The sequence below is a fragment of the Dryocola clanedunensis genome, from assembly GCF_038405435.1.
Taxonomy (GTDB): Bacteria; Pseudomonadota; Gammaproteobacteria; order Enterobacterales; family Enterobacteriaceae; genus Dryocola; species Dryocola clanedunensis_A.
In genome coordinates this window covers 245712-266984 of sequence record NZ_JBBYHZ010000003.1, presented here as the reverse complement: position 1 = coordinate 266984, position 21273 = coordinate 245712, and the positions used below count along the sequence as shown (strand labels likewise).

20 protein-coding genes and 3 pseudogenes are annotated in these 21273 nt (G+C 50.7%); 11 read left to right on the top strand and 12 right to left on the bottom strand.

Annotated elements, in window-relative coordinates; genetic code table 11:
* Positions 1–82: 82 nt before the first annotated feature.
* From rimK to AAE045_RS08855, 6 genes are all read right to left on the bottom strand, one after another.
* A complete protein-coding gene (rimK, locus tag AAE045_RS08880) occupies positions 83–985 on the bottom strand; it encodes a 30S ribosomal protein S6--L-glutamate ligase (protein WP_455547398.1) in 903 nt (300 codons plus the stop codon).
* Positions 986–1033: 48 nt separating this feature from the next.
* Positions 1034–1966 carry a LysR family transcriptional regulator gene (locus tag AAE045_RS08875; RefSeq protein ID WP_455547397.1) on the bottom strand — a complete coding sequence of 311 codons (933 nt, stop codon included), beginning with the start codon at positions 1964–1966 and terminating at the stop codon, positions 1034–1036.
* A gap of 66 nt (positions 1967–2032) precedes the next feature.
* On the bottom strand, positions 2033–3289 hold the full coding sequence (locus AAE045_RS08870) for a nucleoside permease (protein WP_455547666.1): 1257 nt from the start codon (positions 3287–3289) through the stop codon (positions 2033–2035).
* Positions 3290–3332: 43 nt separating this feature from the next.
* On the bottom strand, positions 3333–4163 hold the full coding sequence (xapA, locus tag AAE045_RS08865) for a xanthosine phosphorylase (protein ID WP_202302802.1): 831 nt from the start codon (positions 4161–4163) through the stop codon (positions 3333–3335).
* Between the two features lie 149 nt (positions 4164–4312).
* Positions 4313–5035 (bottom strand): oxygen-insensitive NADPH nitroreductase, encoded by a 723-nt coding sequence (nfsA, locus tag AAE045_RS08860; RefSeq protein WP_455547396.1) that lies wholly within the window; start codon positions 5033–5035, stop codon positions 4313–4315.
* Positions 5019–5351, bottom strand: a complete 333-nt coding sequence (locus AAE045_RS08855; RefSeq protein ID WP_455547395.1) for a YbjC family protein — start codon at positions 5349–5351, stop codon at positions 5019–5021. Before AAE045_RS08855 ends, nfsA begins: the two co-directional genes overlap by 17 nt.
* Positions 5352–5492: 141 nt before the next feature.
* Here AAE045_RS08855 and AAE045_RS08850 point away from each other — a divergent pair, with 141 nt between their 5' ends.
* A complete protein-coding gene (locus AAE045_RS08850; RefSeq protein ID WP_455427548.1) occupies positions 5493–5765 on the top strand; it encodes a glutaredoxin in 273 nt (90 codons plus the stop codon).
* Between the two features lie 22 nt (positions 5766–5787).
* On the opposite strand, the gene AAE045_RS08845 is transcribed toward AAE045_RS08850, so the two are convergent.
* Positions 5788–6177, bottom strand: a complete 390-nt coding sequence (locus AAE045_RS08845; protein WP_455547394.1) for an inner membrane protein YbjM — start codon at positions 6175–6177, stop codon at positions 5788–5790.
* 297 nt (positions 6178–6474) lie between these two features.
* On the opposite strand from AAE045_RS08845, the gene AAE045_RS08840 reads away from it, so the two are divergent.
* Positions 6475–8154 (top strand): aspartate:alanine antiporter, encoded by a 1680-nt coding sequence (locus AAE045_RS08840; RefSeq protein WP_455547393.1) that lies wholly within the window; start codon positions 6475–6477, stop codon positions 8152–8154.
* 239 nt (positions 8155–8393) lie between these two features.
* Here AAE045_RS08840 and AAE045_RS08835 read toward each other — a convergent pair whose 3' ends face one another.
* The 3 genes and pseudogenes from AAE045_RS08835 to AAE045_RS08825 all read right to left on the bottom strand — a co-directional run bounded on the left by AAE045_RS08835 (position 8394) and on the right by AAE045_RS08825 (position 9888).
* The gene (locus AAE045_RS08835; RefSeq protein WP_455547392.1) at positions 8394–8612 is read right to left on the bottom strand and encodes an ogr/Delta-like zinc finger family protein; all 219 of its coding nucleotides are present in this window, start codon (positions 8610–8612) and stop codon (positions 8394–8396) included.
* An 89-nt stretch (positions 8613–8701) separates the two neighbouring features.
* Positions 8702–9628 (bottom strand): annotated as a pseudogene (locus AAE045_RS08830) (phage late control D family protein); the annotation flags it as partial.
* A 38-nt stretch (positions 9629–9666) separates the two neighbouring features.
* The gene (locus AAE045_RS08825; protein ID WP_455547391.1) at positions 9667–9888 is read right to left on the bottom strand and encodes a regulator; all 222 of its coding nucleotides are present in this window, start codon (positions 9886–9888) and stop codon (positions 9667–9669) included.
* Positions 9889–10011: 123 nt separating this feature from the next.
* On the opposite strand from AAE045_RS08825, the gene AAE045_RS08820 reads away from it, so the two are divergent.
* The 7 genes and pseudogenes from AAE045_RS08820 (at position 10012) to AAE045_RS08790 (ending at position 17057) form a co-directional block, all read left to right on the top strand.
* Positions 10012–10521, top strand: a complete 510-nt coding sequence (locus AAE045_RS08820; protein WP_455547390.1) for a phage repressor protein CI — start codon at positions 10012–10014, stop codon at positions 10519–10521.
* A 79-nt stretch (positions 10522–10600) separates the two neighbouring features.
* A complete protein-coding gene (locus tag AAE045_RS08815) occupies positions 10601–12082 on the top strand; it encodes a hypothetical protein (RefSeq protein WP_455547389.1) in 1482 nt (493 codons plus the stop codon).
* A gap of 71 nt (positions 12083–12153) precedes the next feature.
* Positions 12154–13173 (top strand): annotated as a pseudogene (locus tag AAE045_RS08810) (phage integrase).
* 154 nt (positions 13174–13327) lie between these two features.
* The gene (locus AAE045_RS08805; protein ID WP_455547388.1) at positions 13328–14308 is read left to right on the top strand and encodes a DUF4917 family protein; all 981 of its coding nucleotides are present in this window, start codon (positions 13328–13330) and stop codon (positions 14306–14308) included.
* A gap of 533 nt (positions 14309–14841) precedes the next feature.
* Positions 14842–15087 (top strand): annotated as a pseudogene (locus tag AAE045_RS08800) (tyrosine-type recombinase/integrase); the annotation flags it as partial.
* A 179-nt stretch (positions 15088–15266) separates the two neighbouring features.
* The gene (locus AAE045_RS08795; RefSeq protein WP_455547387.1) at positions 15267–16286 is read left to right on the top strand and encodes a DUF4917 family protein; all 1020 of its coding nucleotides are present in this window, start codon (positions 15267–15269) and stop codon (positions 16284–16286) included.
* Positions 16287–16613: 327 nt separating this feature from the next.
* Positions 16614–17057, top strand: coding sequence for a hypothetical protein (locus AAE045_RS08790; RefSeq protein ID WP_455547386.1), 444 nt, complete (start codon positions 16614–16616; stop codon positions 17055–17057).
* A 71-nt stretch (positions 17058–17128) separates the two neighbouring features.
* Here AAE045_RS08790 and AAE045_RS08785 read toward each other — a convergent pair whose 3' ends face one another.
* Together AAE045_RS08785 and AAE045_RS08780 are read right to left on the bottom strand one after the other, a co-directional pair.
* Positions 17129–18352 (bottom strand): hypothetical protein, encoded by a 1224-nt coding sequence (locus tag AAE045_RS08785; protein WP_455547385.1) that lies wholly within the window; start codon positions 18350–18352, stop codon positions 17129–17131.
* A 154-nt stretch (positions 18353–18506) separates the two neighbouring features.
* Positions 18507–19052, bottom strand: a complete 546-nt coding sequence (locus AAE045_RS08780; RefSeq protein WP_455547384.1) for a TetR/AcrR family transcriptional regulator — start codon at positions 19050–19052, stop codon at positions 18507–18509.
* A 120-nt stretch (positions 19053–19172) separates the two neighbouring features.
* On the opposite strand from AAE045_RS08780, the gene AAE045_RS08775 reads away from it, so the two are divergent.
* Together AAE045_RS08775 and AAE045_RS08770 are read left to right on the top strand one after the other, a co-directional pair.
* Positions 19173–20387 carry an MFS transporter gene (locus tag AAE045_RS08775; RefSeq protein ID WP_455547383.1) on the top strand — a complete coding sequence of 405 codons (1215 nt, stop codon included), beginning with the start codon at positions 19173–19175 and terminating at the stop codon, positions 20385–20387.
* A 19-nt stretch (positions 20388–20406) separates the two neighbouring features.
* Positions 20407–21219 (top strand): Cof-type HAD-IIB family hydrolase, encoded by an 813-nt coding sequence (locus AAE045_RS08770; protein WP_455547382.1) that lies wholly within the window; start codon positions 20407–20409, stop codon positions 21217–21219.
* Positions 21220–21273: the final 54 nt, after the last annotated feature.

Genomic DNA, 21273 nt, shown 5'->3' with positions numbered 1-21273 from the left:
CTTACGCAAAAACGGCGCGTCATACTATTACTATGCGTCCATTTGGCGGGGGTTATCCCCTCAAATGACCGGCTAACGTCGATTATCCGCCCGTTTTCAGACAGTAGCCCGGCTGGGCCTGATGCTCAATCCATTCGATCATCAGCGTGGCGATATCCACCCCGCTCGTCTTTTCAATCCCCTCCAGGCCGGGCGAGGCGTTTACCTCCATCACCAGCGGGCCGCGATGGGCGCGTAGAATATCGACCCCGGCAACGTCCAGCCCCAGCGTCGCCGCTGCTTTCAGCGCAATGTCACGCTCCCGATCGGTAATCATAACCTGGTTAGCCTGTCCGCCACGGTGCAGGTTGGATCGAAAATCGCCGGGCTTGGCCTGCCGCTCAATGGCCGCAACAACCTTGTTGCCTACCACCAGGCAGCGAATATCCCGCCCCCTCGCCTCTTTAATGTATTCCTGCACCAGGATATGGGCATTCAGGCCGCGGAAGGCATCAATCACGCTTTCTGCCGCCTGACGCGTTTCCGCCAGCACCACGCCTATGCCCTGGGTGCCTTCCACGAGCTTCACCACCAGCGGCGCGCCGCCTACCATATCAATCAGGTCGCTGGTGTCGTCCGGGGAGTGGGCAAACCCGGTCACCGGCAGGTCAATACCCTGGCGGGCGAGCAGCTGCAGCGAACGAAGCTTGTCCCGCGCGCGGGTAATAGCCACCGATTCATTAAGCGGATAGCTGCCCAGCATTTCAAACTGGCGCAGCACGGCGGTACCGTAAAACGTAATGGCCGAGCCAATCCTGGGGATAACCGCATCATAATGCGGCAGCTGGCGCCCTTTATAGTGCACCGACGGGGAAAGCGGGTTGATGTTCATATAGCATGACAGCGGATCGATAATTTCCACCGTGTGGCCACGGCGCACCGCCGCCTCACGCAGGCGTTTACAAGAATAAAGCGTTCCATCCCGGGATAAAATGGCGATTTTCACCCTGCACCTCAGCGTTTCCGGACCGATAATAACAGCCCGGCTATCATATCACCGCCCTGCGCTTTCAACGATGGGCAGCGTGTCGGGGGATTTCTTTAACGCGTCTATAAGCTGCCTTGTTGTCGAGGTGATCTGACCGGGATCGTAGACGGCATAGAGATCTGCCGGGATCGGCTTGCTGGGCGGGCGAAACACAACGCCGGGCCAGTTCATCTGCGCGTAGCTGTCCGCCATAATCGTCAGCCCCAGTCCGATGCTGACCAGCGCCAGCACCGTTTGCGGCTCCACCGCTTCACGCACCACGCGCGGCGTAAAGCCTGCCTCACGGCACTCCCGCTGCAGAAACGTCCAGTCGGAATGGACTGCCGTCATGGTGACAAAAGCTTCGTGGCGCAGCTGTCCTATCTCTACGGTGGCCTGCTTTGCCAGCGGATGCTGCTCCGGCAGCGCCACCATGAAAGTGGCTTCGTGGAGCTTTTCGCTTTTCAGCCCGGCTGGCGGGCTGGTTTCCATGCGCCAGATGCCCGCGTCGATATCGTGACGCTCCAGCAGGGCCAGCTGATCCCCCGGCGATTTTTCGCGGAACAGTATGTCGATGGCCGGGTAATCCGTGATAAAGCGCTGCAGCGCAAGGCGCAGCCCGCCCCAGATAGCGGTGCCGACGATGCCCAGATGAATGCGGCCGCCCTCCCCGCGGCCAATTTGCTCCACGCGGGCAAAGGCCATAGTTGCGTTATCCAGCAGCTGCCGGGTTTCCTGAAGCAGCACCTCCCCGGCATGCGTTAACGCCACGCTGCGGGAATGACGAATAAACAGCATCGTGCCCAGCTGGGATTCCAGCTCTTTGATATGGAAGCTGAGCGGCGGCTGGGACATGTTCAGCCGCACGGCCGCTTTGCCAAAATGCAGCTCTTCGGCGACCGCCTGAAAATAACGCAGAAGTTTCAGGTCAGTACGGTAGACGCGCTGGGAAGTGTTCATGGGGCTCCTTGTTGGTGGACGCCCCATAAGCTACCACCCCGCGCCGCGCATGCAACGCCTGCGGGGCTAATGTGCGAGCGGTGCCGAAGAGTTGAGCTTCGGGGTGTGCCGGTACTGGAAGCTGAAGTGGAAGATAACCGCCAGCGCCAGCGCGTAAGCCGCGAACACCAGCCAGATCGTCGTCCAGTCTTTGATCCCTCCTACCGTGAAATAATCCACCACGTAACCGCTCAGTATCGCACCCGCATAAGCCCCTACGCCGTTGACCATGGTCATAAACAGCCCCTGCGCGCTGGCCCGGATACGCGAATCCACCTCCTGCTCCACGAACACCGAACCGGAGATGTTAAAGAAGTCGAACGCGCAGCCGTACACCACCATGGAGAGCAGCAGCAGAACAAAACCGAAGGCCGACGGGTCACCCCAGGCAAAGAGCGCAAAGCGCAGCACCCAGGCGACCATGCTCATTAACATCACCTGCTTAATGCCAAAGCGACGCAGGAAAAAGGGAATGGTGAGGATAAACGCCACTTCCGACATCTGCGAAACGGACAGCAGTATCGACGGGTAGCGCACCACGAAGCTGTCGGCAAACTCCGGCTGGCGGGCAAAGTCATGCAGGAACGGATTGCCGAAGGTATTAGTGATTTGCAGCACCGCGCCCAGCAGCATGGCGAAGAGGAAAAACACTGCCATACGAGGATTTCTGAACAGCACAAAGGCATCCAGACCCAGGCGGCTCACCCAGCTGCGGGATGCCTGGCCTCGGGCAACCGGCGTGGTGGGCAGCGTCAGAGCGTAAAGCGCCAGCGCCAAAGACGCCCCCGCCGCGATATAGAGCTGAATATTACTCAGCTCAAGGCGCAGCAGGCTTACCGCCCACATCGCGGCGATAAACCCAAGGGTGCCAAAGACGCGGATGGGCGGAAACTGGCTAACGGTGTCCAGCCCCGCCTTTTCCAGGCTGGCGTAGGAGATGGTGTTAGACAGCGCAATGGTCGGCATAAAGGCCATCGCATTGCCGAGCATGATCCAGAACATCAGCCCCGGCTGGCTGACGCTGGCCGCCCAGACCAGCATCACCGCGCAGGTCGCGTGACACAGGGCATACACGCGGTTTGCCGGCAGCCATTTATCGGCAATGATCCCCACCAGCCCCGGCATCAGCACTGCCGCCAGCCCCTTAGTGCTGTAGACCATGCCCACGTCCGCCCCGTTAAAACCGAGGGTGTTGATCATATAAGAGCCCAGCGTCACCAGCCAGGCACCCCAGATGAAGTACTGCAAAAACAACATGATTTTCAGGCGGGGTTTTATCGCCACGGAGTTAATCGCCATGTGTTTTATCCGGTTTGGTGGGTGTGCCTCAGGCCAGCTTGCCGAGGAAGCCGCAGATTAGATTAATGAAGTTCTGACGGGAGAGCTGCGCCGCAGCCAGCGTCTGCGCGTGGGAAAGCTGCACGCTGCCCAGCCCTTCGGCAAGGTTAGTGATAGCCGAGACCGCCACCACCTTCAGGCCACAATGGCGGGCGCTGATCACCTCCGGCACAACGGACATGCCCACCACGTCGCCGCCGATGATTTGCATCATGCGGATTTCCGCCGCGGTTTCAAAGTTAGGCCCAGGATAAGAGACGAACACCCCCTCGCTCAGCGGGAAGCCCTGCTCTTTCGCAACCTGCTGAAGTACGCCGCGATAGTCCGCGTCATAAGCATTAGCCAGCGAGAAGAAACGTTCGCCGAACCTGTCGTCGTTCAGCCCGACGGTCGGCGTGCCCGGCATGGTATTGATATGGTCGTTCAGCGCGACGAGGCAGCCAGGCCCGACGTCCGGACGCAGCGAACCGGCGGCATTCGTTGAGAACAGGATTTCGCAGCCCAGCAGTTTGAAAGTGCGTACCGCGTTGGTCATGACCGACATGCCCCGCCCTTCATAGAAGTGGCCACGCCCTTTCATGCACGCGACCGGAACACCGGCCAGCGTGCCGACAACCAGCTCGCCCGCGTGGCCATGAACGGTGCTGACCGGAAAGCCCGGCAGCTGGTCATAAGGAAAAACAACGGGCTGCTCGATTTTATCGGCCAGCTCCCCAAGCCCGGAGCCAAGGATAAAGGCAACGCGGGGGATCAGGCCGTTAATGCGGGAGCGGATAATATCTGCGGCGTAGTACGGGGAATTGTCCAGGGTGGTCGGCATCAGGGGCTCCTTGTCATGCTCGGATTAAAATTTGTCTTCACGACAACCTTTATACCGACCGACGGCGGCCCCTCACCAATACCGTTTGCACCCCGGATTCATAGCGAAAATGTATCAATTAAAAACGGCGACCGAAGTCGCCGCTTATATTATCTTGTTGCCCAGCCCTGCTTGTGCAGATAGTCCAGAATGAACGGACGGCTCTCTTTGATCACCGTGCGGCGGATATGGTCGCTCCAGGTGTCGCGGCGCGCGTTGCTGTCGCGGGAGAGATAATACTGCGCCATCTCTTCGTCATACGCTGCCAGCACCTCCGGGTCGACCGGTTGATAGTGGTTTTCATGAACCAGCATGGCGGCAGGCATGCGCGGCTTCACGCCATGATCCTGATCCGGCCAGCCCAGGCACAGGCCGAACAGCGGCAGCACGTGCTGCGGCAGGCCCAGCAGCTCCGTAACTGTCTCAATATTATTACGAATGCCGCCAATATAGACGCCGCCGAGGCCAAGCGATTCCGCAGCGGTGAAGGCATTCTGCCCCATGATGGCGGTGTCCACCGCGCCCAATAACAGCTGTTCGGCCAGGCCAAGCTGCGCGTCCGGGCAAATCTGTAGCAGGCGGTTAAAGTCGGCGCAGAAGACCCAAAACTCAGCGGCCTGGGCAATGTGCGGCTGGCCGCCCGCCAGGGTAACAAACTGCTCGCGCATCGCTTTATCAGTAATGCGAATAATAGAGCTGCACTGCAAAAAGCTGGAGCTGGAAGCCGACTGGGCGCTGGCGATAATCGCCGCACGCTGTTCGTCTGTGATGGGCTCATCGGTAAATTTACGAATAGAGCGATGTGAGCGGAGCAGATCAATAGTCGGCGTCATCTCGTTTTTCCTTTGTCTTATCTGATTTTGATTCTGGTGCCGGGCCTTTGGTCAGCAGCGGCGCAACGTTTTGCGCCATGGCCCAGACCATACACGCCGCCGCCGGTATCATCAGCGCAACGCCCAAAAATACCATGACTATCGCTGCGGTGGCTGTACCTATTGGTGCGGGCAATGAAACGTAGCCGTTCAGGGAAAGGTACGAAAGCAACAAAAAAGCGATACCGAAAACTTCCAGAATAAGTACCGGCTTAGGTAAGGCTCCTAATGAACGCATCTGCTTGTCTCCGAAGGCAATTAGCGGATCAGTATACACCAGCGAAAACCTTGCCCCGTCATTTACTATAGCCTGCGGATATCAAACTAAGAGGCAGGACCTTCTTTTCATTCCCCCCGGTTATCGGCATTATAGTCCCCATTCGCCGGTTCGTTCGGCCACAAAAACTGAGGAGATTCCATGTTTGCAGTTATTTTTGGGCGCCCTGGCTGCCCGTATTGTGTTCGTGCTAAAGAGCTGGCTGAGAAACTGACCGCCGAGCGTGACGACTTCAACTTCCGCTACGTGGACATCCACGCGGAAGGCATCACCAAAGCCGATCTGGAAAAAACCGTCGGTAAGCCGGTGGAAACCGTTCCGCAGATCTTCCTCGATCAGCAGCACATTGGCGGCTGCACCGATTTCGAAGCTTACGCGAAAGAGCACCTGAACCTGTTCCAGAACGCAGAATAAGTTTCAGACAGAAAAAAACCGGCTACTCAGCCGGTTTTTTTTCGTCTTCGCGTCGCCTGCGCACCATGCTTATCATCAGAAAGCACAGCGACCCGAGAGAGGTCCAGAACACCGCGCCGCACAGCCAGGCAATTTCCTGCCAGAACGAGCGTGTCGGGGTAAATAAGGTATGCAGGATCACGAGGCAAAGCGGCAGCGCCAGCATTGCACCGAGCAGTGGTCCGATAACCTGATCCTGTTTAGATAAGAAGCTGGCAATCGCGCCAGGCAGGATAAACAGCAGCAGCCCAAGTTGAAGATGGCCGGAGGTCATCATGCCCTCCGCGACGTTCAGGTGCAGCGATAAAAAAACCAGTATGAAAAGCAAAAAGCAGCAGATCACCCCCAATCCGCGTTGGCCACGCCTGTACATACCCTCTCCTTTCCGTCATCTGTATCGAACCATTTGCAGGTAGAACTCTGCTGCGCAGAGATAGCCCAGTCTGATAAAGCTGTGGCAGTCCGTGCCAAAAAAGCGCGCTCAAATAAGCACAATATTCTTACTGGCTGTTGAACCTCATTAAGATTAAACTAGCGGCCAGCGTCAGGGTGCGGCTCGTGATATTTCACGACGATTGTTTAGAATGACTACAATTCGTTTTAAGTAAAAACCTTAGCTCAAAAAACCCTTTCTTTCAACAGCTTACTGGTAAACAAGAAGTTAGCCTTCGTGAATATAAACGTCGCAGATTTGTTAAACGGGAATTACATCCTGTTATTATTTGTGGTGCTGACCTTAGGGTTGTGCCTGGGTAAATTACGCCTTGGTTCAATCCAACTGGGTAATTCCATTGGTGTTTTAGTGGTCTCTTTATTACTGGGACAGCAGCACTTCGCCATCAACACCGACGCCCTCAATCTGGGCTTTATGCTGTTTATTTTCTGCGTCGGCGTGGAAGCCGGGCCTAACTTTTTCTCTATCTTTTTCCGCGACGGTAAGAACTACCTCATGCTGGCGCTGGTGATGGTCGGCACCGCCATGCTGCTGGCCTTTGGCTTTGGCAAATTGTTCGGCTGGGATATCGGCCTGACGGCGGGGATGCTAGCCGGATCCATGACCTCAACCCCCGTGCTCGTGGGTGCCGGAGACACGCTCCGCCATTCGGGCATGTCGAAAGAGATGCTGGCTGACTCCCTGGACCATCTGAGCCTTGGGTATGCGCTGACCTATCTGATTGGCCTGGTCAGCCTGATTATCGGCGCGCGCTACATGCCGAAGCTGCAGCACCAGGATTTGCAAACCAGCGCCCAGCAGATTGCCCGCGAGCGCGGTCTGGACACCGATGCGGCGCGCAAGGTCTACCTGCCCATTATCCGCGCGTATCGCGTTGGCTCCGAGCTGGTCGCCTGGGCGGACGGCAAAAATCTGCGCGAGCTGGGCATCTATCGCCAGACCGGCTGCTATATCGAACGTATTCGTCGTAACGGCATTCTGGCCAGCCCGGACGGTGACGCCGTGCTGCAAAAAGGCGATGAGATCTCGCTGGTTGGCTACCCGGATGCCCACTCACGCCTTGACCCGAGCTTCCGCAACGGTAAAGAAGTTTTCGACCGCGACCTGCTGGATATGCGCATCGTCACCGAAGAGATCGTGGTTAAGAACCATAATGCGGTTGGCCGTCGCCTGGCACAGCTAAAGCTGACGGACCACGGCTGCTTCCTGAACCGCGTGATCCGCAGCCAGATTGAAATGCCTATCGACGACAACATCGTGCTGAATAAGGGCGATGTGCTTCAGGTCAGCGGCGATGCCAGGCGCGTTAAAACCGTTGCCGAACGCATCGGCTTTATCTCGATTCACAGCCAGATCACCGACCTGCTCGCCTTCTGCGCGTTCTTTATTATCGGCCTGATGATCGGCATGGTCACCTTCCAGTTCAGCTCCTTCAGCTTCGGCGTGGGCAACGCGGCGGGGCTGCTGTTTGCGGGCATCATGCTGGGCTTCCTGCGAGCTAACCACCCTACTTTCGGCTATATCCCGCAGGGGGCGCTGAACATGGTGAAAGAGTTTGGATTGATGGTGTTTATGGCAGGTGTTGGCCTGAGCGCGGGCAGCGGCATCAGCCACGTCGGCGCAGTCGGCGGACAAATGCTGATTGCCGGGCTGGCCGTCAGCCTCATTCCGGTCGTGATTTGCTTCCTGTTCGGCGCCTACGTGCTGCGCATGAACCGTGCGCTGCTGTTCGGCGCCATGATGGGTGCCCGCACCTGCGCACCGGCAATGGAAATCATAAGCGACGTCTCCCGCAGCAACATCCCGGCGCTGGGCTACGCGGGCACCTACGCCATCGCTAACGTGCTGTTAACCTTAGCAGGTACGCTGATTGTCATCATATGGCCCGGAATGTGACGAGGACCACAGACAAAGAAAAATAATTATTTTTTATGACAGGCCGAACTTTTTCCTAAGGTGCCAGTCTTAATTAATGCCACTGCTTTTCTTTGATGTCCCCAATTTGTGGAGCCCATCAACCCCGCCTCTTTTGGTTCAAGGTTGATGGGTTTTTTATTGCCTGAAATTTATAACCTTTCATATCAGTAATTTACCCTACCCTACCTAAGCCAATGGCGACAAAATGGCGGCAGCGCCTAAAGTGACATAGCCACCTGGCCTGAACGGGTAGGATGTGGCTGCACCGCGTGGGCTTCTTTCGGACAAGCAATCGAACGGACAAAAGTCTCGTGCGTGATAAAGGTGTGGCTGCAGTTTATGTTCTGGCACTGATTGTAACGTTCTTTAGTAGTCGAAGAGACCTGAAAGCTGCTGCGGGTGTGGGCGGAGTTCCCACACAAAGGACAATTCATCATTTTTACGCCCTCACTATTTTTCCACTATTCGCAATAATCATACCTTATTATTTCACGATGTGAACTTAAAGTTCTCAAATGTGAACTAATTATTCCATCTCAAGATCATCAATCTTCACCTCAAGCTCCAGGCTTGTCGTAAAGCCGTTATCCGGGCTGACGGAATGCGTCAGGGTGGTAATGGTCCATTCCGCATCATCAATCGGCTGCTTGAACCCTGTCACCTTGACCGGCATTTCCGTATAGAGATCGGCCCGTCCTTCTGCCAGCTGCAGCGTGAAAGAGGCCACGCCCCGTTGCAGGCGTTCCCACTGCGTTTTTGCGGCACGCTCCGCATTAGAGCGGTTGGCATAGGTGCGGTTCAGCACCAGCACGTTCTCATCCGTTCCCACCAGGTAATCACCCTGCTTTGCCTCCGGTGCTTTAGTCGCGGCGGTTTTACGACGGCGCTTAACGGTTGTGGTTTGCTTCTTCGCAGGCTCCCGCGTATGCAGCCAGCTGGCAATCACCCCCGTATAGGCGCCACGGTCTGCCAGGGTGAAGCGGTGACCGTCACCGGCGCTTCGGGTAATCGTGATGACCGGCAGCGGTTTGCCGCTGGCGGTTCTGCCCTGCCCCTGCCGGATAAACAGCAGATTGCCGTTTTTCACTGAGGCAATTGCGCCGGACTGGCGGGCCAGCTTCATCAGAAAACTTGCGTCGCTTTCGTTAGTCTGGTCCAGATGGTCAACGGCCCTGTCCGTCAGGTCTTTACCCAGCGCCATCTTGAGCTTGTGCCGGGCGGCGATAGCTTTTACCACCTCCCCCACAGTGGTCTGATGCCATGACTTTTCACGACGGGTATTGAGAGTTTCACGGAAATCCGCGCTGCGGGCGCGAATAGTCAGCCGGTCCGGTGCGCCCGCGTATTCAATTTCATCCACGGTAAAGGCCCCTTTCGGGAATAGCGGCTGGCCTTTCCAGCCCAGCGCAAGCGTGATGACCGCCCCACGGCGCGGCAGGATTACGCGATAGTCAAACATAGTCAGTTGCTCCGTGAAGTCTCAGAATGGAACTAGTTAATAGTCACATTGCAATCTGAGAGTGCTTCAACGGTTAGAGCGACGATGTTAATCATCACCTTTTCGCGTTTCTTATCTTTGCGCAGGCGATGACGAGGCAAGCGGCCATCTACAAGCATGTCGTTTGTGGTGTCAACTGGCAGGCCTGTTAACTCGCTATAGCGTTCAATCGTGACATGTGGCGTAGTCAGTGTGATTGAAATATTAGGGGTCATGATGCAACATCTCCTATTGGCTTGTGGTGAGCCGGGATAACAAGTGGAAAACTCACGTTTCGAGATGAATTTAGACTCACGAAACGTGGTCCTCAAGGTGTTTAATCACATTTCGGGATTCTTATGGACTTACGCAAAGGCGGAAAAGCAGCAATTGAACGTATGGTGGAAGCATATGGATATACGACAAAGCAGGCTTTGTGTGATCAACTGGGTATCAGTAGTAGCACTTTGGCGAACCGCTATCTGCGGGATACATTTCCAGCAGATTACGTAATTCAGTGCGCTTTAGAGACAGGAGTCTCCCTAGAATGGCTCGTAACTGGAAAAGGTTCGAAAAACTTTGGTTCTTTATCGGCTAATACTTTAAAGGAATTGCAGTCCTATACATTAAACAATGGTATTCTTGTTGAAGATGGAGCTGTTTCTTTTGACTATAAATTATTACCATTAGACACTAAAAATCTTCATGTAATCAGAGATGCAGAGAAATTTTATTTCGTTGATTATTCCAACGCTAACCCTACAGATGGAGTATGGTTAATATCAATTGATGAATGCTTGTCGTTTAGGAATTTCTATCGTATGCCTGCAGGCCAGCTAAGATTGAAAATAACTTCACGAGTTTTATAAGTAGTATTAATGACATTTCATTGAAAGGTCGCGTTGTATCAACCATCGAAACTCAAATATAATGTAGGAATCATAGGTTATGGATCTTGGATGGGAAGATTTAGAAAACATTCGATACAGTTATTGGAAATTCAAAGATAGTGATCGGGTAATGGACAGCTTCCATTCATTCAGAATATTTCGGGATGACAAACTTAATTTAATATTAGAAATAACTTACAAACCAATTAAACAGCGTTCATCCGATAGCGATTTTTTCAATGAGCCTGAGAGAAAAGAAGGTGAGGTATACAAAACAGATGGATATTTTATTTTAGAGCATATTTACAATAAGTACGTTACATTGGAAATGTCTGGTATAACCCTTATAAATACAAATATAACAAACAACCAACATGAAACCATTGCAACCATAAAATGCTCATTATCAATCATAAAGAAATGTGACTATTCAAAAGAACACATAGAAAAAGAAAAATTCACAATTGATTGGATCACAAATTTAGATAAAGGAAATTACGCCTGGAGTTCATGGATAAATGAAAAAACTGATAATACAATCACAAGAAATTTCAAATCTACAAGAGGAAATATTTCGTTTATTGAAAGCAACGGCCTTAATTCAAATAATTCAAAATGCTGTAGTATACGCGTAAACGACTTAGATATTTTTTTTGGACATACCGACTGTTCCAGTATTGATAAAAAATACAATACAGGATTCATACTTTATAGTAAGCAGTGTGATGACGAACTTAGAAAAAAAATAAGAAACGCGTTATCGTTTATTTTGGGGTGTAAATTAATTCATATTTCAAGCGTTTTGAAAGACCAGAATTACAACTCGACTGAATACGAAATCCATACGCAATCAGCAATGAATGATTTATTTCACTCTTCTTATAGATTACCTCCATCGCCTTTACATTCACTTGATTCAAAGTATTTAATTCTTGGGGAAAACGAAATTGGGATAATGGTAGAAAAAATCATAACCTTCTATGATGACTATGATTTTTCACATTTCTCGTGGCTATACTGGCATGCAGTTGCTTCTCCCCTCCATCTTAAGGGAGTTGGGTTTGGAGCAACATTAGAATTCATCCAAAGAAAGTATATAGAGAAAAACCCCACTAAGTTCAGCGCAAAGATCATTGAAAAGAGTTTATGGAAACCTCTTCAAAAATCGCTGAGTAAAATACTTGAAGATGCAGAATATCTAAATGAGCATGATAGAAAGTTATTGTTAAATAAATTATCAAGTCTAAATCAAGCTCCACAATCTATTTTGACGAATAAATTTTACGAGATTCTAGATCTTTCCTTAGGAGATTTAGAGTTAGTTAGTTTCAAACAGCGGAACAACTCAGCACATGGAAATAAATCTGAAGAGAGTGAAATCATCCCAATCGTTCGCGAAGTTAAAATATTGAGAATTCTATGCAATCGAATTATTTTAAGAATCTATGACCTTTCTGATTTTTATAATGATTTTTATAGTTTAGGCTTCAGGACCCGGCATCTAAATGATTCAATCACAGAGCAAGGCCTTGATGTTTGATTTTAAAAAGATAAACATTAAAAGTGGATATATATACAGTTAAATTTAGCCCTCAACATGAGGTTTTTTTTATGGCAGTACGTAAACTCACCACAGGAAAATGGATTTGCGAATGTTACCCCTCCGGACGTAGTGGGCGTCGCGTACGTAAACAATTCGCTACCAAAGGCGAAGCACTGGCTTTTGAACGTCACACAATGGATGAAACGGAATCTAAGCCCAGGCTCGGCGAATCGGTTGACCGTCGAACTTTGAAAGACGTAGTTGAACTCTGGTTCAAACTGCACGGCAAATCTCTTACCGCTGGTGAACATATTTACGACAAGCTGGTCCTGATGGTCGATGCACTCGGAAACCCTCTTGCTACTGATCTCTGCTCGAAATTGTTCGCGCATTACCGTGACAAACGCCTAACGGGTGAAATCTATTTCAGTGAGAAGTGGAAGAAAGGTGCCAGCCCGGTAACAATCAACCTCGAGCAAAGCTACCTGAGTGGCGTTTTTAGCGAGCTGGCCCGACTCGGAGAATGGGCAGCACCGAACCCGCTGGAGAATATGCGCAAGTTCACTATTGCCGAAAAGGAAATGGCCTGGCTGACGCATGAACAAATCACAGAGCTTCTGTACGACTGCCAACGCCAAAGCGCCCTCCTTGCACTGATCGTTAAAATCTGCTTGAGTACCGGAGCACGCTGGCGCGAAGCTGTGAATCTCACTCGTTGCCAGGTCACTTAGTACCGAATCACTTTTGTCAGGACCAAAGGCAAAAAGAACCGTAGCGTTCCGATCAGCAAAGACCTGTATGAAGAAATCATTGCCCTGGATGGCTTCAGGTTCTTTACGGATTGCTACTTCCAGTTTTTATCAGTGATGGATAAAACCTACATCGTGCTTCCACGTGGGCAACTTACCCATGTTCTGCGCCATACATTTGCAGCACACTTTATGATGTCAGGTGGGAACATCCTTACCCTCCAGAAAATCCTGGGCCACCACGACATAAAAATGACTATGCGCTATGCTCACTTAGCACCAGACCATCTTGAAACAGCTCTACGCTTCAACCCATTAGCAACAATGGTCAATCCATAATTTAGCTTTAGTAAATATAAATAATGACTGCAATTTCCAATTTGATATTGTAGTAAGCCATGCGTAAGTCACAAAATGTGACGTTCATTCTTTTAAAACTAACGACATTTCAATAGACTGGATAGAAAATAAACTAACAGCACGAGAAGCATCGATGTATACATATCAACAGGCTTTAGAAACTTTACCAGATGGAGAAAAACCATCATTATTGATGGGTAATGGTTTCTCTCAAGCATGGTCTTCAGCAATTTTTAATTATCATAGTATTTTCGACAAGTCTAATTTTGGCGATCATGACGAATTAATTAGACGATTGTTTGTGGAATTAGATACTTATGATTTTGAATCTGTAATGGATAAATTATCATATGCAAGTAGAATACTCCAACATTACGATCCACAGAGCGCTATCCTACCATTAATCAGTGAGCACCAAGATTCCTTAAAAAGAGCATTAATTAATGCCATTTCAGAATCACACCCTTTGAATCCTAATGAAATATCAGATGAACAATTTTCTTGCGCAAGAACATTTTTATCAAAATTCAAAGGACTTTTTACTTTGAATTATGATTTGTTGATGTATTGGGCTAGAAATAAGAATGACCTTGAACCTCGTGGATTCGATACCGATGATGGATTTAGGGCTGGACGTACCTGGCAACGTTATGATACAGATCAAGAAGTCTTTTTCTTGCACGGAGCTATACATCTTTACGAACAGGGTTCCTTAATAAAAAAACACGCTAATGGTGATAATGGGAACACCATAATTCAGAATGTACAAATAAATCTTTATCAAGATGCATTTCCATTATTCGTGTCAGAACCAACAAGTGATAAAAAATTAGATAGAATTTTACACAACCCTTATCTTAACTATTGTTACTCGGCTTTAAGAAAGTTGAAAGGCACATTATTCATATACGGTCATTCTATGGATGATAATGACAGCCATATATTTAGTCAAATTCAAAACAGCCAAATCACACGAGTTTTTGTTAGCATTTACGGCGATGAGGATTCGGTAGATAATAGAAGAGCAAAAGCCAATGCCCACAGATTTCTTTCCAAAGCTGGGTGTGTGGTTGATTTTTTTGACGCAGGAAGTACTCCTATATGGAATGCTTGATATGAGTTCATCATTTATGACATCCAATTAATTTGGGCTAGTAATAAGTGTACCTACAAATTTGATTTAGCCTGAGATGTATCTCAAGTGGCGACAGCGGTTGGCAGTACCCCCTAATCGCCACATTTCATCACCAACCTAACTTATTGAATATATTACAAGTCATTGTTTTTACTATCCCATTTACATAAATGGGTTTTTTATTGCCTGCAATTTATAACCTTTCATATCAGCAACTTACCCTAAAACACCTTAGCCAATGTCGGCAGCGCCTGGATTCGCGCTCTCTGGAAGTAGTTCCTCGGGCAATCGAATAGAATCGAGGAAAAAATGAGGGCAAGTCCTGACTGTGCATGTTTGATTTTTGAACCCGAAAAAACCTACTGCAGAAAAGAGGTCGTGGCACGACCAACGCCAGTCCCTGCGGTTAATGGAGTTTATTTTAGTGGTTTCAACTGATTCCGCCCGGCGTTCCAACCGATGGTTGCATTACCGCCGATGAAAAGCTGACAGCTCGCAAAACGGACAAGCTTTTCAAGGAATGCTACTTCCAGTTTATTGGCGCCGTAGGTTCAACATCTATCAAACTACCTCGCGGCCAGCTCACCCACGTTCTGCGCCATACATTTGCAGCACACTTTATGATGTCAGGCGGCAACATTCTGGCGCTGCAATGCATCCTTGGTCACCACGATATCAAAATGACGATACGTTATGCTAACCGGGCACCTGACCATTTAGAAACTGCACTGAGATTTAACCCCTTAGCAACTTTATAATTACGCAGGAACAAAAATTAAACACCAAAAACTCAATTTATTCAACAAAACCGTATTAAGCATCCCAAAATGATTAATATTTCACGAAAAATGCATATAAGTTAATTGCCAACAAATCCTTAAAGGTGTATATATAAATGCAGAGCGAATTATGCTATATATCACACTAAGGGATTATAATGCATTTGTTGTCATTTAAAGAAGCTTTACTAAACTCCAGTGGACAAAGTAAAAGGCACTTATTACTTGGCAATGGGTTTAGCATAGCATGCCGTCCAAATATCTTTCTGTATGGAAAACTATTCGAACAAGCAGATTTTTCAAAACTATCGCCATCTGTTAAGGACGTTTTTAAGGAATTAAAAACAGAAGATTTCGAAAAAGTAATATCAGTTCTGACTGATTCTGAAGCTGCTCTTAGGGCATATACAAAGGATCATGTTTTGTTAGAAAAGCTTGGTAATGACGCCGCAGCACTTCGTGAATTACTGGTGCAAACCCTTGCTGTTAGCCATCCTGGTTGGCCTGGAGAACTAACAGAATCAGAATATCAGCACTGTAAGTCTTTTTTAGAGAATTTCGAAAAAATATATACCCTCAATTATGATTTATTACTTTACTGGGTTTGTATGCATACCGAGGAAGGGGAACAACCAAATGTAGATGATGGATTTCGTAAGCCTGAAGATAATTATGATGCTTCGTATGTCACATGGGAACCAGACAATAATAGAAATCAAAACATGTGGTTTTTACATGGTGCATTACATCTTTATGATGCTGGTTATGAAATGCGTAAATTCACATGGAGCAATACGAATATAAGATTAATAGATCAGGTTCGCGGTGCTTTAAGCAGAAACTACTTTCCAATATTTGTATCAGAGGGTAAAAGCACAGAGAAAGTTGAAAGAATTAGGCATAATGATTATTTAGCGAAGGCATTACGAAGCTTTAGTAGTATCTCAGGTTGTTTATTTGTGTACGGTCATTCATTAGCTGAAAATGATGAACATATTTTGAGAAAAATTGAGACAGGTACATTACGTCAGCTTTATGTTGGAATTTATGGAGATCCTGAATCCTTCGATAACATGAAAATAATTAAGAGAGCAGAACGAATGAGCCTCAATAGAGGTCGCAAAAATCTCGAAGTATTTTTCTTTGATGCTCAAAGTGCAAACGTTTGGACTTCATGAGTATATAGATTCACATCAACCTAACCATTTGATATAGCGTAACGATGGCGGCAGAGGTTGGCAATCCCCCTATATCCTCCCTACTCACCGCCTGATTAAGGCATTGATAAAAAAGTAACTCATTGTTTTTACTAACCCATTTATATAAATTGGTTTTTTATTGCCTGCGATTTATAACCTTTCATATCAGGAAGTTAGTCTCTGTTCTACTGCTCTCAGGAAATTCTATTTTAGGCAAGTTTAAATTTGGTGCTTGATCATGGTACGGTAAATTCCCCTATGGGGACGATCCGCGCGACCAGTTCTGGATTAAACAGGGAATAGATTATGCCAGGCAACACGGTTATTAAATGGGGACACAGGATACTGACGGCAGTTCTTCTGCTGTTGGTGCTGGGTTATGTGGGCTTTCAGATCTTTTTCAACGGACCACCCGATGACGGGCTGGTATCAAGTCAAAAGGTGAATGAAAGCACCTGGCTTTATGTCACGAAGTATAACGGCGGCGGGGCGACGGTCTCCGACGTTTACCGGTATTACCTTGACGGCAGGCTTGCTGCGAATCCGCTGAAACACCTCGGCGAAAGCACTCCTTTTCTGGTGAGCGATGCAGGTAATGCTAAAGTCACCGGCGATGGCAACCGCATTAACGTTACCCTGACGGGTCGGATTTATTCCTTTACCAATAGCATAGTGTTTTATTCCGATGGCGCAGCCTTCATGCCAGTCATCAGTATTATCGCTAACGGTGTGCCACAGGTCGCCCACTAATTTTCGTTACAGGCTCTGAATGACACCGCACGAACGGTGCCTTTCATTTTATTTACGCTATGACGGCCAGATTAGCTGAGCTCTCTGCTCAGCGGCTTTTTCCTGTTCCATTTAACTATCCAGCCCCCAACCCCTACCAGAATCAGTCCTCCGCCTGAAAAGAGATATAACACCAAAGCAGGATCGTAGCTGTCCGCGGCCAGGCCCGCTAACACCGGCAAAATCAGCGTGATGATAAGCTGGATGCGCCAGGATTTTGCCATTGCCATACCCGTCTGCGCGGTGGGGAATGTTCGCATGATGGTTAGCGTTGCCAGCACGTAGACGATGTTAGTAAAGATATGGGCCAGGATTATCAGCAGCATGGCCAGCCACTGTTTATCGGTAAGCGCCACCAGCACATAGCAGCTGATGAAGAGTGTGAGGAAGAGGATCGGCAGGCTGAATTTACCGCTCTGCCGCTCAAGCTGCGCTTCGGTGAGTAAGAGCGGGCCAATGAGCTGGCCCAGGCTGCGGGCCAGCAGCAGCATCAATCCGGCACTGGTTGCTTCACCCCCAAACTGCGGGGCCAGCGCGGGCAACAGCGCCATTGCCGGTGCGCCCACCAGTGCCAGAGCGGGCAGCATCAATAAACTACGTTTGCGCTGCAGCGGTAGCGCCCGCCAGCGGATCTTCCCGGTGGAAGCCTCCACCGTATGCTGCGCCACGCCCCGAAATACCCGATGTGCAGCAATAAGCAGCCCGATGGATAAAACAAAACTTATTGCATCCAAAGCAAGAAGGCCTGACGGCGGTACATGCCCGTAAAGCAAAGTGCCAATCCCGATGCCCAGTATGACGTTCGCGGCAAAAATCAGCGTTTCCAGGCCGGAAGCCGCTGGCAGATCGCCGGGCCTCAGGCCGTTTTTAAGGATCTGGCTGAGCACCGGCACCATCATGCCCCCCGCGAAGGCTGACACGGCCTGACTGGACAGCAGCAGGAGCTGACTATCGCTGTAAAGCGACCCTAACGGAAACGCCAGGCCGCCAAGGCCGATGCCCTCACTCAGCACCAGAATTGCCATCAGCGGCATTCTGGTGAGGAGTTTTTCCGCAAGCAGGCTGCCCGGGATTCCCGGAGCAAGAGCAAGAATATAGGCAAGAGTCAGCGCGGAGGGCCTTGCCTCTGAGCCGAGGAGTTTGCCAAACACAATGACATACGTGAGACCGTTACCGACGGATGAAAGCAGCAGCGCACCGCCAAGTAACGCGAACCAGCGATACCGGCGCAGGCAGCGCAGTAAAAGAAAAAGCATGGGATATCCCTTATTAACAAGCACAGGTTGATGCCGACAAAAAGTCGGTTGGTTATGTGTTTATCGATAAGAGAAAAACTACATTGGCAGGCTGCTCGTCAGATAAAGTGCTTCAAACTGTAGCTAACAAATCCAGAAATTTCACCTGCCATATTTAGCGGACGATCTTCGCCACCATGCGGGTGAGATCTTCCCGGCTCATCGGCTGGCGATCGGTGACGTAATGCAGGGTCATGCCTTCGACAAAGGCGTCCAGCGTGCGGGCAGTGATGGGATCAAAGAAGGTTTCCAGCGCCTGCTGGCTGCGGCTCATCCAGTCCTGCATGATGATTTTTAGCGCCGGGGTGCGGTTGGCGTAAGCATATAGCTGATACATCACCTGTAAATTCCAGGACGTGGCGATCTCTTCCCCGCAAATCATATCAACCACGGCCTCGCAGGCTTCATCGGCACTGCGTGCCTGCTCCAGTCGGCTGCGATAGCTATTGGACATTTCCACTGCGAATTGGGTGAACGCTTCACTGAGCAGCGATTCGATACCGTCGAAATAGTAGGTCATCGATCCCAGCGAAACTCCCGCCGCTTCGGCGATTTTACGGTGCGTAATATGGCTGATGCCGTGCTCAACGAGCATATCCAGCGTGGCCTGCAATATACGCGCGCGGCGATCGGGGTCGTTACGACGTGGGGAGAGGGTCATGCTTCGCCCGGGCATTAGCCGTTTAAATGAGAATGCAAAGAGTCTACCCCTGAATGTGTACATATGTACACATCCCTGATAGTGTGATTCTTATTGTTCTTCATCGCTACGGTCCTCTCCATGCCAGCCGCAAAACCATCAAGAAAAGCTCTGCTGCACCGCACCTGGGCACTGTTCGCCTTCTTCTTTCTTCCCGGCCTGGTCATGGCCTCCTGGGCAACCCGCACGCCAGCCATCCGCGATACGCTCAGCGTCTCCACGGCGGGCATGGGCATCGTGCTGTTCGGCCTGTCCGTCGGCTCGATGAGCGGCATTCTCTGCTCCGGCTGGCTGGTTAAGCGCTTCGGCACCCACAGCATTATTCGCAGCGGCATGACGCTGATGGTCACCGGCATGCTGATCATGAGCGTGGCGCTGTACTTCTCGTCCCCGGTACTTTTTGCGCTTGGCCTTGCCGTGCTCGGCATGGGGCTGGGCTCCGCCGAAGTGGCGATGAACGTCGAAGGCGCTATAGTCGAAGGATTGTTGAAAAAAACCGTGCTGCCGATGATGCACGGTTTCTACAGCCTGGGAACGCTGGCGGGCGCGGGCGTCGGCATGGGCCTGACCGCGATTGAGTTTGGTGCTTACGGGCATCTTGGCCTGATTGGGCTGCTGGTGATAGTGCCGATTGCCATTGCCATTCGGGCGATACCTCACGGCGTTGGCAAGGATAATGCGGACGATGCCGCAAATGCCCACGAGCCGCACCCGCCGTTTTATAAAGATATTCAGCTGTTATTGATTGGCACCATCGTGCTGGCGATGGCTTTTGCGGAAGGCTCCGCCAACGACTGGCTGCCGCTGCTGATGGTCGACGGGCACGGCTTCAGCCCCACCTCCGGCTCGCTGATTTACGTGGGCTTCACGCTGGGCATGACCGTGGGGCGCTTCACCGGCGGCTGGTTTATCGACCGCTACAGCCGGGTTACCGTCGTGCGCGCGTGCGCCCTGATGGGTATTCTGGGCATCGGGATGATTATCTTTATCGACAGCCCGTTGCTGGCTGGCGTCTCCGTCATTTTATGGGGGCTTGGCACGTCGCTGGGCTTCCCGCTGACCATCTCCGCCGCGGGCGATACCGGGCCGGACCCGGCGACGCGCGTCAGCGTAGTTGCCGCTTCGGGCTACGTCGCGTTTCTCGTCGGGCCGCCGCTGCTTGGCTTCCTGGGCGAACACTACGGCCTGCGGCTTGCCATGCTGGTCGTGCTGGCGCTGATGGTTGTTGCCGCGCTGATAGCCAAAGCCGTCGCCAAACCCTCGCAAAGCCCGCAGCTCGCTGGCGAAACAGAATAAACAGTTAAAGGAGGATTTAATGGGTATCAAACTGATTGCCGTAGACATGGACGGCACTTTTCTCGACGACAGCAAAAACTACAACCGGGCGCGCTTCGCAAAACAGTACGAGCAGATGAAGGCGCAGGGCATTCGCTTCGTTGTCGCCAGCGGCAACCAGTATTTTCAGCTGAAGTCCTTCTTCCCGGATATCGACCGCGAAATCTCGTTCGTGGCAGATAACGGCGGCTGGGTGGTGAGCGAAGATAAAGATATTTTCAACGCGGAGCTGTCCCGCCAGGAGTACAACACGGTTATCGATCATCTGCTGAGCCTGCCCCACGTCGATATCATCACCTGTGGCAAGCGCAACGGCTACACGCTCAAAAGCTACAGCGAAGATTTTAAGCAGATGGCGGCCATGTACTATCACCGCCTTGAGCTGGTGGAACATTTCGGCCACCCGGACGACGTGATTTTCAAAATCGCCCTGAACCTGCCGGACGACATGGTTGAGGATCTGCTGGATTCGCTGGCGGTGGTGCTGAACGGCGTGATGGTGCCGGTCTCCAGCGGCCATGGCTCCGTGGATTTAATTATTCCGGGCGTTCATAAAGCCAACGGACTGCGGATTTTGCAGGAAAAATGGGGCATCAAAGACAGCGAGGTGGTGACCTTCGGCGACGGCGGCAACGACGCTGAAATGCTGCGCCAGGCGGGTTACAGCTTCGCGATGGAAAACGCCCCGGAGAAGATTAAGAAGATCGCACGCTTCCAGGCCGGGCACAACAACCGGGAAGGCGTGCTGGACGTTATTGATAAGGTGCTCAACGGGGAAGCTCCTTTCCATTGAGCCTGGCTACACGGCGGATGACGCTGCGCTTATCCGCCTTACAACGGCTTGCGA